The sequence below is a fragment of the Clostridium algoriphilum genome (genome assembly GCF_020443705.1).
In the GTDB taxonomy this organism is placed as follows: Bacteria; Bacillota; Clostridia; order Clostridiales; family Clostridiaceae; genus Clostridium_AD; species Clostridium_AD algoriphilum.
Map to the genome: position 1 here is coordinate 70,790 of NZ_JAIZZK010000011.1, position 15,467 is coordinate 86,256.

The window sequence follows — 15,467 nt, forward strand, 5'->3', positions numbered from 1 at the left end:
TTATCAGATTTCATATTATAAAGTTGAAATTTCTAAATTTATTTCTTTTATCATATCTCTAGTCTTTTTACTATATTTCCATTTATTAAATGTTCTTCCACAATTTCATCGACATCATCGGGTGTTACCTTACCATACCAAGTACCTTCAGGATAAACAATAACTATCGGTCCATCATTACATAAACCTAGGCATCCTGTGTTAGTTACCATTACCTTATCACTGATATCATTTTCCTCAATGGATTCTAAAAAATTTGTTACAATCTCACTAGATGCATTTGAATGACAATATCCCTTTTGTGTTCCATTTATTCTAGAACTTGTGCAAACAAAAATGTGATATTCAGGTTTTATCATGACACTGCCTCCCCTACAATTTTTCTAATTCCATTTCTAATTTCGTCACATAATAGATATACTTTTATCTTTTTCTTTTCTAGTTTTTGTTTAGGTACATCTCCAATTCTAAGAGCAAGCACCCCACAACAATCCTCAATTGTTTTTATTATATAGTCAATTTTATCTTCGTGACTATCATCACAATCATCTACACCTGTACAAAATTTAGGTATTTTCCTTTTTTCAATAAATGTTGCGTCACCATTTGTAAAATCATATATATAGAACTCCGCTGCATGTCCAAAATGCTGATCTACATTAAGGCCTGATTTAGATGCAACTGCAAATCTCACAGGTTTAATATCATCACTTTGAGATAATTCTGTCACTCCTGCTGTTTGCGATATATCATTTCCAAGAGTTCCTACAGCATCCGCTCTACATTGTTTACAGTGATACATTTGTTTAAGATCTATTTCACATTTTTTTCTCATTACTAACAATTCTTCATTATTAACTGTTTTAATGTGTTCAAATTTACTTCCTGGCGCATTTATCATTGGCATAATATTTGTCATAAAGGCTCCACATTCTTTAACTTTTTTAACAGTATCTTCTATCCCAATATCATTAATACCTTTTACATAAACTATGTTTACCTTGCAAATAAGACCTTTCGAAGTAAGGTACCGAAGACCTGATAATTGATTTTGTAATAAAATACGAGCTCCCTCAATTCCTGTATATTTCACCCCAAGATAATTAATTTCCTTATAAAGTTTCACGCCTATTTCTGGATCTATGGTGTTTATTGTTATTGTAATATGCGAAACACCGAGTTCTAATATTTCGTTTGCATAGAAAGGTAACATTAATCCATTGGTAGATAAACAAAATGTAATATCAGGACTCTCTTTTCTAATTAATTGGATGGATTCTTTAACCACATCAAAGTTTGCTAAAGCATCTCCCGGACCTGCTATACCAACTACTGTAAGATTTTTAAGTTTACTTTTAAATTCTTTAAACCTTTCTAGTGCCTGCACCGGAGATAAGATTGAACTTGTAACTCCAGGCCTACTTTCATTTACACAATCAAATTTACGGCTACAATAGTTACAACTAATATTACAAGCTGGAGCTACAGGAATGTGTATTCTGGCATTGTCATGAGCACAGCCATTAAAACATGGGTGACTTTTTGTTCTCTCCTCCATACTAATTACTTTTTTAACTTGAACCGCAATAGAAGGCTTAACTTCATCTAATCCATTATCGTAATATTTATCATACATATCCTCTCTGTAGCCCCTTTCTTTTCTTTCCAATATAGCATTAGTGATTTCATCTAAGAATCTTAATGAACCATAATATCCTACATTAACTGCTCTTTGAGCACCTACCCTATCATGAATAGGAAATCCGATCCTTATTAGTTTAATTCCTAATTTTTTCTCGAGACGTCTTCCATTAGAATCCCCGATTAATAAATTAACCTTGAGATCCTTAGTATATTTCTCTATAATTTCAAAATCACTATCATCTATAATAATAGGTTGCTCTTCAAGGTCTTTTGTAAGTTCTTTTAAATTACCTGCTAAAATTTTATTCTTAGAACCAGTAGCTATAAGTAGAGGCTTAATACCATTTTCAACACATAGGGCAGTAACTGCATACACTATTTCAGGCTCTCCGAAAATAACTGCTCTTCCTTCGCCATTATATTTGTGAGAATCTATTATTCCATCAAGGTAACGACTTCTTTCTTTCTCTAATACTTTAGGAACTGACTTTTTACTAATTTTAGAAATTAAATTAATAAAAACATCTGTTGCTTTTATTCCTATAGGAACTGCACATTTAAATATGGGAACTCCGAAGGTTTCAAATAAATAATCTCCAGCAGTAGAGCCAATTTCAGCGCTACAATCCATCTCTATAGTAGCTCTGGCTCCTCCCATTAAAGCTATATCATGAAGGCTCGTACCTCCTTCTGGAACTTTATTGTAATTTTTATTGTAACCGGAGTCCAATGTATCTGATATATCTGGTAATATTGTATATTCCACTTTAAAAGCATCTAAAATATATTTCAATTGCCTTATATCTCCTGGATTTATATTTGCAGCAATTACATTTATCCTATCGCTTTTTATATCATCCTTACTTAAAAACTCAACTAATCTTCTAAGTGCTTTATAGTAGCCCTCAGATTGGGTACCTGAATAAGCAGGTGTCGATATTGGTATAATCTTAATATCACTAGTTGTAGAATTCTCTTCTTGAAATTCTATAATTATACGTCCTATATCCTCTCCAATAGTTTCTGCAAGGCACGTTGTTAGAACACCAATAACACTTGGATTATATAATTTAATTATATTTTTAAGTCCTAATTTCAGGTTTTTAGCACCCCCATAAATTGTTCCATCTTCAGTAAGTGAAGATGAAGCTATATCTATTGGTTCATTAAAATGAGTTGCCATATGCCTTCTTATATATGTGCTACAACCTTGAGATCCATGTAGAATTACCATACTATTTTCAATTCCTTTAAGAGCCATTACACCACCAAGCGGCATACACATCTTACAAGGATTAACACTCAAATTTACAGAATTTTTGATTACCATATTAACACCTCCCTCTTTATATAAGATTCCAAACCGGACTATTTATTGTTAGATCTACTTCCTTTGCAAAGTTAACCGCTCCTTCAAATCCAGCTAGAGCATGCTTTCTTTCATGATTATGGTCACAAAAGGCAACTCCTAACTTATAAGCTAAAGGTCTTTCTTTAACTCCTCCAACTAAAATATCTGCATTTTTTTCAAGTATAAATTTCTCAAGTTCTGCTGGATTAGTATCATCTAAAATCACTGTTCCTTCAAGAGTTATTTCTTTAATAATATTGTAGTCCTCTTCTTTACCTGTTTGAGTACCTACCATAACAGTTTCCATTCCAAGCTCCCTAAATTGTTTTATTAATGAGATGGCTTTAAATCCACCACCTACATATATAGCAACCTTCTTGCCTGTTAATCTCCTTTTATAGTAATTTAATGTTTCCTCAATTTGTTTTTCTTCAGTGAATATCAGTTCTTTTGTTCTTCGCAATATATCTTTGTCTTTCGTGAATTCTGCTATATTCGTTAAAGATGCTTTAATATCCTCAAGTCCTAAAAAGCTAACGTTAATGTACGGTATTCCAAATTTCTCGGTCATTTGATTGGCAAGATAATGCATTGAACCAGCACACTGTACAATGTTTAAATTGGCTGTAGGAGCCTTCTTTATCTCATCAGTTGTACTATCACCTGTGATTCTTGCAACCACTTTAACACCTATTCTCTTAAAATAATTTTTGATAATCCACATTTCTCCGGCTAAGTTAAAATCGCCCAAAATGTTTATTCCCAAAGTCTTTGGATCATTATTTTCACCCATAAGATTTAATAGTGCATTGCAAGCAGCTCTATATCCTACTGCTTTATTTCCTGAAAATCCAGGTGCCTTTACTGGAATAACTCTAATATTATGTTTAATCTCAGCTGCCTTACATACAGCATCAATATCATCTCCAATTACGCCCACTATACAAGTTGAATATATAAAAATAACTTTAGGAGTGTTTGCAGCTACTATCTCATCGATAGCAGCTGCAAGTTTCTTTTCACCCCCAAATATAACATCCCTTTCTCTTAAATCCGTGGAGTAACTATTCCTGTAATTTTCAGAATCACTACTTAAACTTCCTCTTATATCCCAAGTATAGGCAGCGCATCCAATAGGTCCGTGAACCAAGTGAAAAGCATCTGTTATGGGATTTAATACGACTCTTGCACCAGCGTAAACGCAAGCCCTTTGGCTCACTGAGCCTGATACACTATTACCATCGCATTTCATCTTTTTATTTTTACTTTTAGAGTTATAACAGACTGAGTCTTCTCTTTCTTTAAGTAGCTTTGATTCCATATAATTACCTCCACAAATAATATATTACATTACTAGTTCAAAATCTTCTTCTGGGCACGTTCTATCTATTTTATCTAAAATTGTATTTAACATCATTTCAATTAATCTAATTGCACCCTTATATCCAACTATTGCAAAATATTGGTGTGCATATCTGTCTAAAATTGGGAAACCTACTCTTACAAAAGGCACATCCTCTGCTCTTGCAATAAATTTACCATGGGTATTTCCCATTAATAAGTCTACAGGCTCATTTTTAATCCATTGGTGAAGTTCAAATAAGTCAGATGCTGCCTTAACTTCTGATCCTTCTATGTCATTTGCAGTTAATATTGCATCAACTTCTCTTTTAAAAGAATCTCCTGGAGTTCCTGTAATTACATATTTAGGAATCATACCTAAACTTATTACAAATTCAGTTAAACCTATAACTGTGTCTGGATCTCCATAAATAGCCACTTTTTTACCATTAAAATATGCTTGACTATCTAGCATTAAATCAACTAGTTGTCCTCTTTCCTCTTCTATAGAGTACGGAACTTCTTTATGAGTCAGTAGAGCGAGTTCTGTAATTAATCTATCTGTAGCTTCGATTCCAATAGGTGTACTTAAAGTTTTCATAGGAACTTTACATTTCTTCTCTAGTTCTATTCCAGCAGCTTCAGCAGAATATGCGCCAAGTGCTAATGATAATTTAGAGTTTCCTGCATCTATAATGTCATCAACTTTAGTTCCACCTAATGGATACATTTCAAAAGTGCCTGTCATCGGTGCATCTAAAACTCCACTAGTATCAGGGAATAGAATATTGTCAATTTCCATTACACTAAGAATTCTTTTTATTTCTCTCATATCGCCTGGTTGTACAAACCCAGGAAGCATATTAATTTTTTCGTTCTTAACGCCGCTGTTAACAGATAAATAAGTAACGAATGCTTTTACCATACTAGAAAATCCTGTTACATGTGAACCTACATAACTCGGAGTACTAGCGTGAATTACATGTTTGCCATCTGGTATATCACCTTCAGCTTGGAAAATCATTGTTTTACAATCATCACCTATGGTTTCTGATAAACAGGTGGTATGAACTGCAATTATTTCAGGTTTATAAAGTTCAAATATATTTCTTATAGCAGTTTTCATGTTTGATCCTCCGCCAAAAACTGAAGCTCCTTCAGTGAATGCACTAGTCGACGCCATTATTGGCTCCTTGAAATGCCTCGTGAGTTGCATTCTATGAAAAGCGCAACATCCTTGAGACCCATGACTATGAGGTAAACATGCATGAACACCAAGTGCTGCATACATAGCCCCAATAGGTTGACAAGTTTTTGCGGGATTAATTTTTAAAGCTTTTCTTTCTACTATTTTTTTTGTAGTTAAATCTAACATTACTCATCACCTCCAACAACTTTTCCTTCTAATAGTGGTTCTACCTTCCATGGTGCAGTAACATATTTCCAAGCAGGAGTATAAACCCCTGATGTAAGTTCTCTAGCAAACACTACTGCTCCTCTAAATCCAGCGTAAGGACCTGAATAATCATAAGAATGTAATTGCTTAGAGGTTACTCCCATTTTTTGCACTACATATTTATCTTTTATACCTGAGAAAAACATGTCAGGTTTTAACTGTTTAATTAACTGATCTGTTTCATAATGGTTTAAATCATCAATTATTACGGTATCTTTATGCATATCTTTGATAAGACCGTCATATTTAGCTAAAGGAATTTCCTTTTCAAGCTTTGCATACCTCTCAGGAGATATAATAGTTCTGTATTTACCTTCATCTTTTTCAACTGTTAAATGTTCAATATTTTTGCTATCTGCATCAAGTTTTATATCTGGAATCACTTCGCGACCTTCATAGTCATCTCTGTGAGCAAATTCGTAACCAGAAATTATAGTTTCAATACCTAGGTCTTTAAGCAATGTTTGATAATGATGAGATCTTGAACCTCCAACATATAAAAATGCGGTTTTTCCTTCAAGCCTCGTTTTATAATATTCCATTTCTCCTTCTATCTCAGCTATTTCCTCAACGATTACCTTTTCAGTTTTTTCTATTAATTCTGGTTCACCAAAATATAATGCTACATTTCTTAAAGTTTCTGAAATACCACTGACTCCTATAAAATTAACTTTTAACCAAGGTATACCATATTTTGTCTCCATCATTTCAGCTATATAATTTATAGATCTATGGCATTGAACCAAATTAACTTCAGCAGTATGAGCATTTTTTATGTCATCATAACTTCCATCTCCAGTCATTACACATACGACCTCATAACCTATTTTCTTAAAGACTCTTTCTATTTCCCAGCCATCTCCACCGATATTATACTCACCTAACAAATTGATTGAGTGTTTTTTAGTAGGTAACTTGTCTCCTGTACCAATTACACTTCTCATCAAATTATTATTTGCAATATGATGACCAGCAGACTGACTTACTCCTTTATATCCTTCACAATTAAAAGCTAATACTTGAATTCCATAAAGCTTTTCCGCTTCCTTCGCAACTGCATTTATATCATCACCGATTAATCCAACGGGGCAAGTAGCTGAAATTGTTATAGCATTAGGATGGAATATCTCTACAGCTTCCTTTATAGCTTGCCTTAATTTCTTCTCACCACCAAAAATAATATCACTTTCCTGCATATCTGTTGAAAAACAGTATTCAATATAATTTTGACCTTCTGGTTTAACTTTAGCCTTATTCCGTCTTGTACCCCATGTATAATAAGAGCAACCGATAGGACCATGGACTATGTGTACCATGTCCTTTATTGGACCAAGTATAACTCCCTTGCAACCAGCATAACAACACCCACGACTAGTTATCATACCTGGAACTGTTCTTGTATTAGCTGTTATTTGAAGTGAATCATCTTCCGCTTTTTTAATGACTATATGTTGTTTCCTGTTTTTAAATGTTTTTGCAGGATATTTTTCCAGAACCCTATCCATAAAATCTTTCATATACTTCACCTCACTTTTTTTATTAAACAGCTTCTATGCCCGTTTCACCAGTTCTAATTCTAATAATGTCATTTACTGTAGTTACAAAAATCTTTCCATTACCCGGGTTGCCATTTTGATTTACATCTATGATTGCTTTCACAATACCTTCTACATCTTTGTCTTCAACATCTAGTATTATCATTCTCTTTGGCATTAATCTGTGTACCTCTGACAATTGTTCTGCCAAAATTGGAGGTAATTCACCATTGTCATCAAATGCATTTTGAAATAATTCATATGCTATTTTTTTCTTTCCTCTTCCCATAACCTTTATTGCAGTCATAGAAGGAACTGCTAGTTTAAGAAGAGCTTCTTTAGTCTTATTAACCATATCCATACGAATAATAGCTGTTATTTCCTTCATATTATTAGCCCTCCTTATAGTCCAGAATTTCCAGAACTTATGGTATATACTTCATCTACATCACTTACAAATATTTTTCCATCACCAAAAGCACCTTTTGCTCCAGTTTTTGAACTTCTCATTATAATCTTCACAACATCTTCTTTATCATCATCGTTAACTACTAGTATAAGCATTTCCTTTGGAAGTTCATCATAATGAACATCTCCAACCTTAACTCCTCTTTGTTTACCACGTCCAACTACACCTATTTTTGTAACTGCTGGAAAACCTGCATCACATAACTCTGAAAGAACAATACCTACTTTTTCTGGTCTAATTATAGCCTTAATCATTATCATCACTTGATTCCCCCTATCTATTTTTTTATAATAAGCTTGGATACTTTTAAGAGTATTATGACTAGAATTGCAATTCAATGTGCCTTAAGCAACGCTTGCTTGCAATCTTTTGTTTGTTTTATATTTATCCTTAATAACTACTTCAATTAGATGTCCATTAAACCATGTTCCATTAGTATTTCTTCTAATCTTTCTTGTGACATTGGTTTTGGAATTACAAACATTTTATTTTCATCAATTGCCTTAGCAAGATTTCTATATTCCTGAGCTTGTTCTGCCTCTGGTTCAAATTCTATTACAGTTTGTTTGTGTATTTCAGCTCTTTGAACCATGTTGTCACGCGGTACAAAATATATTAACTGACTACCAAGTTCTTCAGCGAATGCTTTTAGAAGATCTATTTCCTTATCAACATTTCTACTATTACAAATAATACCACCGAGTCTTATTCCTGAACTGTTTGCATATTTTAGTACACCCTTTGCAATATTGTTTGCTGCATACAATGCCATCATTTCACCACTTGCAACTATATATATTTCTTGAGCTTTTCCTTCACGCATCGGCATTGCAAATCCTCCACAGACAACATCACCTAAAACATCATAAAAAACATAATCTAAATCTGGAGTATATGCACCTAGACTTTCAAGCATATTAATTGAAGTAATAATTCCTCTTCCTGCACAACCAACACCGGGTTCTGGTCCACCTGATTCAACACATCTTATACCTCTATAGCCAGGCTTTAATATTGCATCAAGATCTACATCCTCGCCTTCTTCTCTTAAAGTATCAAGAACACTTACCTGTGCAAGACCACCTAATAAAAGTCTCGTTGAATCTGCTTTTGGATCACATCCAACCACCATAATTTGTTTTCCCATTTCTGCAAGACCTGCTGTTAGGTTTTGAGTTGTGGTAGATTTTCCTATTCCACCTTTTCCATAAATCGCTACTTGTCTCATTAAAAACCCTCCTCATATATATAATTCTTTACCAATGTTTATTTTGGTAAAGCTTTTACCAAATTAATCTAAATGAATCTCAACAACTATTTTAATTCAATAAACTTTAAATTGATATTTTATAATTGTATTCTTCATTATAAAAATAAATGACTAATTTACAATTATAATCATTCACTTTTCTAATAAATTATATTTATAATCATATTAATATATTCAAACTACAATCTTGAAATACTAAATTTTATAAATAAATCACTTATTTATTAGTTGTTTCATTTAGAATTTTCTGATTCTTTTCAACACAGATACTTACAATACAAGCAATTCTTTGTAATAATGCATGTGTTTCTTATATTTCCCTATCTATCTTTGTTGAATTTTATAGAGCATGTCCTAAAAATACAAATTATATAAGATAATCAAAACATGAACAAATGATAATCATGAATTTAATTTATTTTTTTGTTATTGTTTTTAAAATGAATTATTCAATAAATTAATTAGTCATAATTGTCTGTTTTTGTTTGATTAATTGTTTCTTATATTACCGTTTTTTCACTGTTTAGTCAAGTGTTTTTGACTTTTTTATTTAAAAAAACTTAATATATCATTCATTTTTTCATGAAATCGTTGACACTTTTACTAAATTCATCTAAAATCCTTTTTATTATATTGCAATTACATTCTGAAAGTTTTTTAATTCTCACATTCATTACTTGAGATACATTAGATCTCAAGTTAATATTTCACAAAAAAAATAGAACTATTATTAATAGTTCTTAATATTACACATTTAGGTGATGCTAGTTAATTAAGTTTGTATTTAATGATATCTTCTTAATCTGAGTACTTTTGAGAATATCAAAATATAGTTTTCGGAAATAAATTTTTAATTAACTCATCATCTGTCATATTTTTTTGTAATGAACATGTATTATCACATGCTCTTTGCCCTTCTAATATACTTGCTTTTGTGCTAACAGAACTATTGCAACTTAAATCACTGATATGATTACTACTAATTTGACTATGTAAACTGTTTTTTTTATTATATTGTGCCATAATATCCTCTCCTTTGAATTGTTCCCACTAAAAGTTTGTGTATACCCTTATTATTGACCAATTATATATAAATCAATCACCTTTCATGAATATAGCCATATCCAACTTGACCATTATTTTACATATTGAAAACACCTACATTAATGTAGAGATATTTTTAATACAAGTTCTGACTGAAGTTGTGCAACTTGCTCCATAACACACCTATAACAATATGTTGTTTAAAACAAAAAAGCCAGCTAATGTGGCTTTACACCACCTTAACTAGCTTTTCCAAATTATATCTAATAATCATGGTTCAATAATTTTTATTAATTTAGCTGGATTCCCACCTACCATTGTATTTGCTTGTACATCTTTTGTAACAACAGAACCAGCTGCCACAATCGCATTATCTCCAATTGTAATCCCTGGAAGTACTACGCAATTACCACCAAACCAAACATCTTCTCCAATTTTTACAGGTTTTCCAAATGATATCCCTCTATTTCTTTCTCCTGCGTTGATTGGATGGCAAGCTGTATAAATACAAGTCCTTGGACCCATAAAACAATTTTTACCTATTCTAATTTCACAACTGTCCAGCATAAGGCAGTCAAAATTGGCTACAAACAATCCTTCTATATGAATATTATATCCGTAATCACATTTAAAAGTAGGTTCTATAAATGTTAGCTCACTACAAGTACCTAACAGCTCCTTTAGTATTCTCAACCTCTGTTCCTTCTGACCTTCTTTTGTTAAGTTGTATTCGGATGTTAGCTGTCTTGCCTTCTTTTTATCTTCATCAAAAATAGGACTTAAAGCATCATACAATTCACCATCAATCATTTTATCTCGTTCATTTTTCATCATATCCTCCTGTATGTAAAATCATATTTTTTATTTATTAATTCTTAAAGTAGTTGTTAGCATCTATGTAACACACTAAAGGGCTATAGCATTCTTTGCCGTAGCCCTTTAGTTTATATAAAATAAGATTCAAGTACTAAAAAACGTAATCTTAAGTAAATTGTTGATATTAGTTTCCATGCTTTTTTATTATTCTACTACAGCTTCCATTACATTAATAACTCCAGTTTCTGCATTCATTCTTACCTTTGCTCCAATTGGAAGTGTAAGTTTGGGATAGTCATGACCTGAGCAAAATCCTGAAAACATAGGAATATCTAAATTGTATAACCTATCTTGAAAAACTTCTTCTAAGGTAAGGCTTCTTTCATAATGAGGTAAACCACAATCTTTAAATTGGCCTAAAATAATCCCCTTGCATTGTTGAAGTTTATTCGCTAACAATAGTTGTGTTAGTATTCTATCAACCCTATAAGGAGCCTCACAAACCTCTTCTATAAAGAGTATTTTATCTTTCATATCGGTTTCATAGGGTGTCCCAAGTGAGTTGCATATTAACCCAAGATTACCACCTATTAAATCACCCTCAACTATACCTGGAACTATGCACTCCGTTGTGAATTCATTTGGATTTTTAATAGTATATGGCTTATACCCCTGCATAAGTGTGAACATAAAACTTTTATAGGTTTCGGTATCTTCTAGATTAGAAGTACCCATTGGACTATGAAATGTGGTAAGGTTACATCTTTCATAAAAAGAGTTTAAGAAAACAGTTATATCACTAAAACCTGCAAATATCTTTGGATTATTCCTTATTACATCATAATCAAGATAGGGTAATAATCTACTTGAGCCATACCCCCCTCTTATGCAAAGTATCATATCTACTGCTTTGTTTTTAAACATTTCCATAATATCAGATGCTCTATCTTTATCCTTACCAGCAAGGTATCCCCATTTATCATATAGATGGGTTCCCTCTATTATATTAAACCCTTGGTTCTTTAAAAATAGTATTCCTTTTTTTATAGCTCCAACATCTTCTGGACTGGCAGGCGAAATAATCCCAATAGTGGCTCCTAAACATAACCTTTTTCCCAGCATTATTAACACTTCCTCAAATTAATTAAAATAATATACTTTATAATATATCTACAAATCATCCCAATAAATCTTTTCTTCTTTAGTATCTACCACAGCTGATTTATCAAACATTTTAATTAATGCAATCGCTAATACAAAAGCAATTATCCCACCAAATATTTGAGATACTTGGATAGGTGCTCCAATAAATCCCCCTATATGTTGTCCTAAAACCACTCCAATAACTACTAATATTAGTGGAAATATAAAAAGCATAAAAGATGCTAATAACATATTAGTCTTTTTTTCTTTTATAGTTGTCTTTTCTTCATCTCTTTTGAATTGGTCTACTTTCATACTAATCTCCTTTCAAATCTAATAACAAAAATAGTCATTATAATTGAGTAAAGTATGTTTAAAACATCTACTATACTACCTTAAAATTATATATGTTTTATATAAAATAATCAACATGCTATAGACAAACATTTGATCTCACAAATAACTATTAATGTAATAATATAATCATCCATATTTGTGAAAACCTTAAATTTGCCACTAAGCATCTAATGTACTAAAATATAATAGAAAGTACAATAATACAATATAATACGGAGGGTTTTAAATGAAGATAATGATACTTACTTCAAGTCCTAATAATGATGGTTTAACAGCTGCCTGTGGTGAAGAAGCAAAAATAGGAGCAGAAATGAGCTCCGCTATTGCTCAAATAATAAATCTCAACACATTAAATATTCCATCCTGCCATGCGTGCGGAAGCGGATGGGGTACATGCCTTAATAAACATACGTGTCAAGTTGAGGATGATTTTCAAAAGCTACACGCTAAGGTGACAGAGGCAGATGCATACATAATTATCACCCCTGTCTACTGGGGTGATATGAGCGAATCGCTAAAGGCATTTATTGATAGGCTACGAAGATGTGAAGCTTCAAATGGTGAAAAAAACAATTTATTTGGCAAACCATTTATATGTGTTGCTGCCCCTGGAGGAACTGGTAACGGATGCATTTCTTGTCTTGCTACTTTTGAAAGGTTCGTAGATCACGTTAAGGGTGTAAAATATGATTTCATAGGGGTAACCAGAAAAAACAAAGATTACAAGTTAACTACCATAAGAGAAGCTGCAAAAAGCATGGCAGAAAGCTTAAAGCTGTAAATGAAATTGAGTAGACTTACAAACATATTTGTAAGTTTATTTTTTTTGCCATTACAGTAGCTTTCAATATAATAGTATTACTCCTATATATATTCGCTTTATAGTGTCTTGGTGTTATAATAGTAGTCTTAAGTAATAAAATATAATTTTTACAAATAAGGATAAAATTAAATAAATAAAAGTAAGAGGAGGTGACAAAAATGAATAATAGACTTACTAAAAAAGATATTGAAGAACTACAAAAGGAATTTGATTATCGTAAAGGCCCTTTAACAATGGAAATAGCACATGAGAAAATGGTAGCTGCGGCTCATGGTGATCGCTCTGAAAATGCCGAATACAAAGCTGCAAAATCAAATATGTACGAAAACTTTAGGAGAATGGGCTATCTTATAAAAATGATTAGAACTGCTGAAGTTATAGATGATGTTATAGGTATTACTAAAGGTGCAAATATAGGTAACAAATTATTAATAAGATTTGAAGGCAGTGATGATATAGAAGAAATAGAACTTGTTACAACACTTCAAGTCGATATATTAAATGGAAAATATAGTATTGAGTCTCCGATAGGAAAAGTATTGTTTGGAAAAAAAATTGGAGAGATAATCGAGGTAAAATCTCCTGATGGAAATTATAAAATAGAGTTAGTAGATATAACTAAAGAGTCATTACCTAAGTAGATATGCCCCGGTTTAATATTGGTCAAATACATAAACATACTAGAATCAATATAATATATTTTGAATAGTATATTAAGTGAGTAATTTATTATTTCACCATATAAATAATACTTTAGGAGATGATTTGTTTTGAGTTCCACTATTATTTTATTGGCTATCCTTGCTGCTGCAATACTTGGCAAGGCTAATTCAGTTGCTATTGCTACTTGTGCTTTACTTATGCTAAAGCTCTTAGGTATAGATAAATATGTGTATCCAACTATAGAAAAGAGTGGAATGACATATGGACTTATACTTCTTATAGCTGCCATTATGATACCTCTTGCTAATGGTCACGTTACAGTTCAAAATATAAAAAGCGTATTCACATCTTGGATAGGTATAACAGCTCTAGTTCTTTCATTTTTAACAACATATTTAAGCGGACAAGGCTTGAACTATCTTACTGTCCAGGGACATGGTGATATTATGCCTGCAATGATAATAGGAGCAGTTGCTGCTGCATCCTTTTTAGGAGGAGTGCCTGTAGGTCCACTTATCACATCAGGAATATTAGCCATATTTGCAAAGATGATTCATCAATAGACTGAATTTGTAGCCATATAGTGGAATTAATGTCTGCTATGTGGCTACAAATTTTATTATCTTATATTTGATTTATAACCATAATTATATGCATATAATAATAAAAGCACTAATTTTAAAGGATTTTGACTTGTACTTAGTGAATTAAACATATGTATGTAGTTTACTAAAGGGAGGTGAAAGAGAATGGAATTAAGAAGTGTTATTGATTTAGTAGTAGATGAGTATAGCAATTACTACTCAGTAGTAGAATTAGGTCTCGATAAAGAAAAGGACTACGTAGTACTAGTAAATTCTTTTATGGTGAATAGTTATAAAGATATACTTCACCTAAACGAACCGTATAAAAGTGAGCTTTCAAGTCACGAAAGTCAATATATCGGACTACATGCAATGGATATATTAAAAAATAGAATTAAGGGGATTGAAGAGGGACGATTACCAGGTAATATTTTTAAAATAGAGGAGGTAATTAATTTTTATGGTGTAGGTAATGTTTATTTTAAACCTTTGTATGAAAAGAATATTAAAATACTGACATAATAGAGTTATTTATATTACTATAGAGAATGAAATTAAGATTAACAAGGATAAGAGATAAATGCAATGAAAACGTTAACATTTAAACTAAATTTTGGAGGTTTTAATATGCTAAAAAAATACTTAATGGAAACATTTGAGATATCGCCCTTGGAAGAAATTAATTGCAGAATTAACAATAGTAAACTAACAGTTGCTCAACTTATTGAAGTACTAAAAAAGAAAGGAACTGAACAAAAGATTATTAACATTATAGAAAACTTTAAATTTTCATCAAAGTTGGATGTAATTATGTATTTAACTGGAATTGCAGATAGTTTTAAATTAGAACAGGTTATATAAATTAAAGAGGCACTTACTTTTTTTAGTAAGTACCTAAATACCATTAAATGAATGGCGTCCTGGTTTTTAAATTAAATTTATGTCAGTCTTTAATACATAAATTGAATCGT

The 15,467-nt window shown here is 31.8% G+C and carries 17 protein-coding genes; 5 read left to right on the top strand and 12 right to left on the bottom strand.

The annotated features are described in order from the left end of the window. Nucleotides 1–50: 50 nt before the first annotated feature. The 12 genes from LGK95_RS10085 to LGK95_RS10140 all read right to left on the bottom strand — a co-directional run bounded on the left by LGK95_RS10085 (nt 51) and on the right by LGK95_RS10140 (nt 12,384). Entirely contained in the window at nt 51–359 is a 309-nt protein-coding gene (locus tag LGK95_RS10085; protein ID WP_226124604.1) for a 2Fe-2S ferredoxin, read from the bottom strand. Further along, complete coding sequence (gene nifB, locus LGK95_RS10090; protein ID WP_226124605.1) at nt 356–2,974, bottom strand: nitrogenase cofactor biosynthesis protein NifB; 2,619 nt, start codon at nt 2,972–2,974, stop codon at nt 356–358. Before nifB ends, LGK95_RS10085 begins: the two co-directional genes overlap by 4 nt. Before the next feature lie 16 nt (nt 2,975–2,990). Then, nucleotides 2,991–4,316: a nitrogenase iron-molybdenum cofactor biosynthesis protein NifE gene (nifE, locus tag LGK95_RS10095; protein WP_226124606.1), complete on the bottom strand. Its 1,326-nt coding sequence runs from the start codon at nt 4,314–4,316 to the stop codon at nt 2,991–2,993. 24 nt (nt 4,317–4,340) lie between these two features. Continuing rightward, nucleotides 4,341–5,711 carry a nitrogenase molybdenum-iron protein subunit beta gene (gene nifK, locus LGK95_RS10100; protein ID WP_226124607.1) on the bottom strand — a complete coding sequence of 457 codons (1,371 nt, stop codon included), beginning with the start codon at nt 5,709–5,711 and terminating at the stop codon, nt 4,341–4,343. Beyond that, nucleotides 5,711–7,309, bottom strand: a complete 1,599-nt coding sequence (nifD, locus tag LGK95_RS10105; RefSeq protein ID WP_226124608.1) for a nitrogenase molybdenum-iron protein alpha chain — start codon at nt 7,307–7,309, stop codon at nt 5,711–5,713. Before nifD ends, nifK begins: the two co-directional genes overlap by 1 nt. Before the next feature lie 22 nt (nt 7,310–7,331). Further along, a complete protein-coding gene (locus LGK95_RS10110) occupies nt 7,332–7,715 on the bottom strand; it encodes a P-II family nitrogen regulator (RefSeq protein ID WP_226124611.1) in 384 nt (127 codons plus the stop codon). Between the two features lie 14 nt (nt 7,716–7,729). Further along, complete coding sequence (locus LGK95_RS10115) at nt 7,730–8,056, bottom strand: P-II family nitrogen regulator (RefSeq protein WP_226124614.1); 327 nt, start codon at nt 8,054–8,056, stop codon at nt 7,730–7,732. Nucleotides 8,057–8,202: 146 nt separating this feature from the next. Then, nucleotides 8,203–9,024, bottom strand: coding sequence for a nitrogenase iron protein (gene nifH, locus LGK95_RS10120; RefSeq protein WP_226124617.1), 822 nt, complete (start codon nt 9,022–9,024; stop codon nt 8,203–8,205). An 864-nt stretch (nt 9,025–9,888) separates the two neighbouring features. Next, nucleotides 9,889–10,089 (bottom strand): hypothetical protein, encoded by a 201-nt coding sequence (locus LGK95_RS10125; RefSeq protein WP_226124620.1) that lies wholly within the window; start codon nt 10,087–10,089, stop codon nt 9,889–9,891. Between the two features lie 291 nt (nt 10,090–10,380). Continuing rightward, on the bottom strand, nt 10,381–10,944 hold the full coding sequence (locus tag LGK95_RS10130; protein WP_404814416.1) for a sugar O-acetyltransferase: 564 nt from the start codon (nt 10,942–10,944) through the stop codon (nt 10,381–10,383). A gap of 186 nt (nt 10,945–11,130) precedes the next feature. Continuing rightward, nucleotides 11,131–12,048, bottom strand: coding sequence for a S66 peptidase family protein (locus LGK95_RS10135; protein ID WP_226124624.1), 918 nt, complete (start codon nt 12,046–12,048; stop codon nt 11,131–11,133). A gap of 48 nt (nt 12,049–12,096) precedes the next feature. Continuing rightward, nucleotides 12,097–12,384, bottom strand: a complete 288-nt coding sequence (locus LGK95_RS10140) for a SoxR reducing system RseC family protein (RefSeq protein ID WP_226124627.1) — start codon at nt 12,382–12,384, stop codon at nt 12,097–12,099. Between the two features lie 268 nt (nt 12,385–12,652). Here LGK95_RS10140 and LGK95_RS10145 point away from each other — a divergent pair, with 268 nt between their 5' ends. The 5 genes from LGK95_RS10145 (at nt 12,653) to LGK95_RS10165 (ending at nt 15,357) form a co-directional block, all read left to right on the top strand. Continuing rightward, nucleotides 12,653–13,207: a flavodoxin family protein gene (locus LGK95_RS10145; protein WP_226124629.1), complete on the top strand. Its 555-nt coding sequence runs from the start codon at nt 12,653–12,655 to the stop codon at nt 13,205–13,207. 200 nt (nt 13,208–13,407) lie between these two features. After that, nucleotides 13,408–13,890 carry a GreA/GreB family elongation factor gene (locus LGK95_RS10150; RefSeq protein WP_226124631.1) on the top strand — a complete coding sequence of 161 codons (483 nt, stop codon included), beginning with the start codon at nt 13,408–13,410 and terminating at the stop codon, nt 13,888–13,890. A 129-nt stretch (nt 13,891–14,019) separates the two neighbouring features. Further along, entirely contained in the window at nt 14,020–14,475 is a 456-nt protein-coding gene (locus tag LGK95_RS10155) for a DUF441 domain-containing protein (protein ID WP_226124633.1), read from the top strand. A gap of 186 nt (nt 14,476–14,661) precedes the next feature. Beyond that, a complete protein-coding gene (locus LGK95_RS10160; protein ID WP_226124635.1) occupies nt 14,662–15,018 on the top strand; it encodes a hypothetical protein in 357 nt (118 codons plus the stop codon). 105 nt (nt 15,019–15,123) lie between these two features. Next, nucleotides 15,124–15,357: a hypothetical protein gene (locus tag LGK95_RS10165; RefSeq protein WP_226124638.1), complete on the top strand. Its 234-nt coding sequence runs from the start codon at nt 15,124–15,126 to the stop codon at nt 15,355–15,357. Nucleotides 15,358–15,467 lie beyond the last annotated feature (110 nt).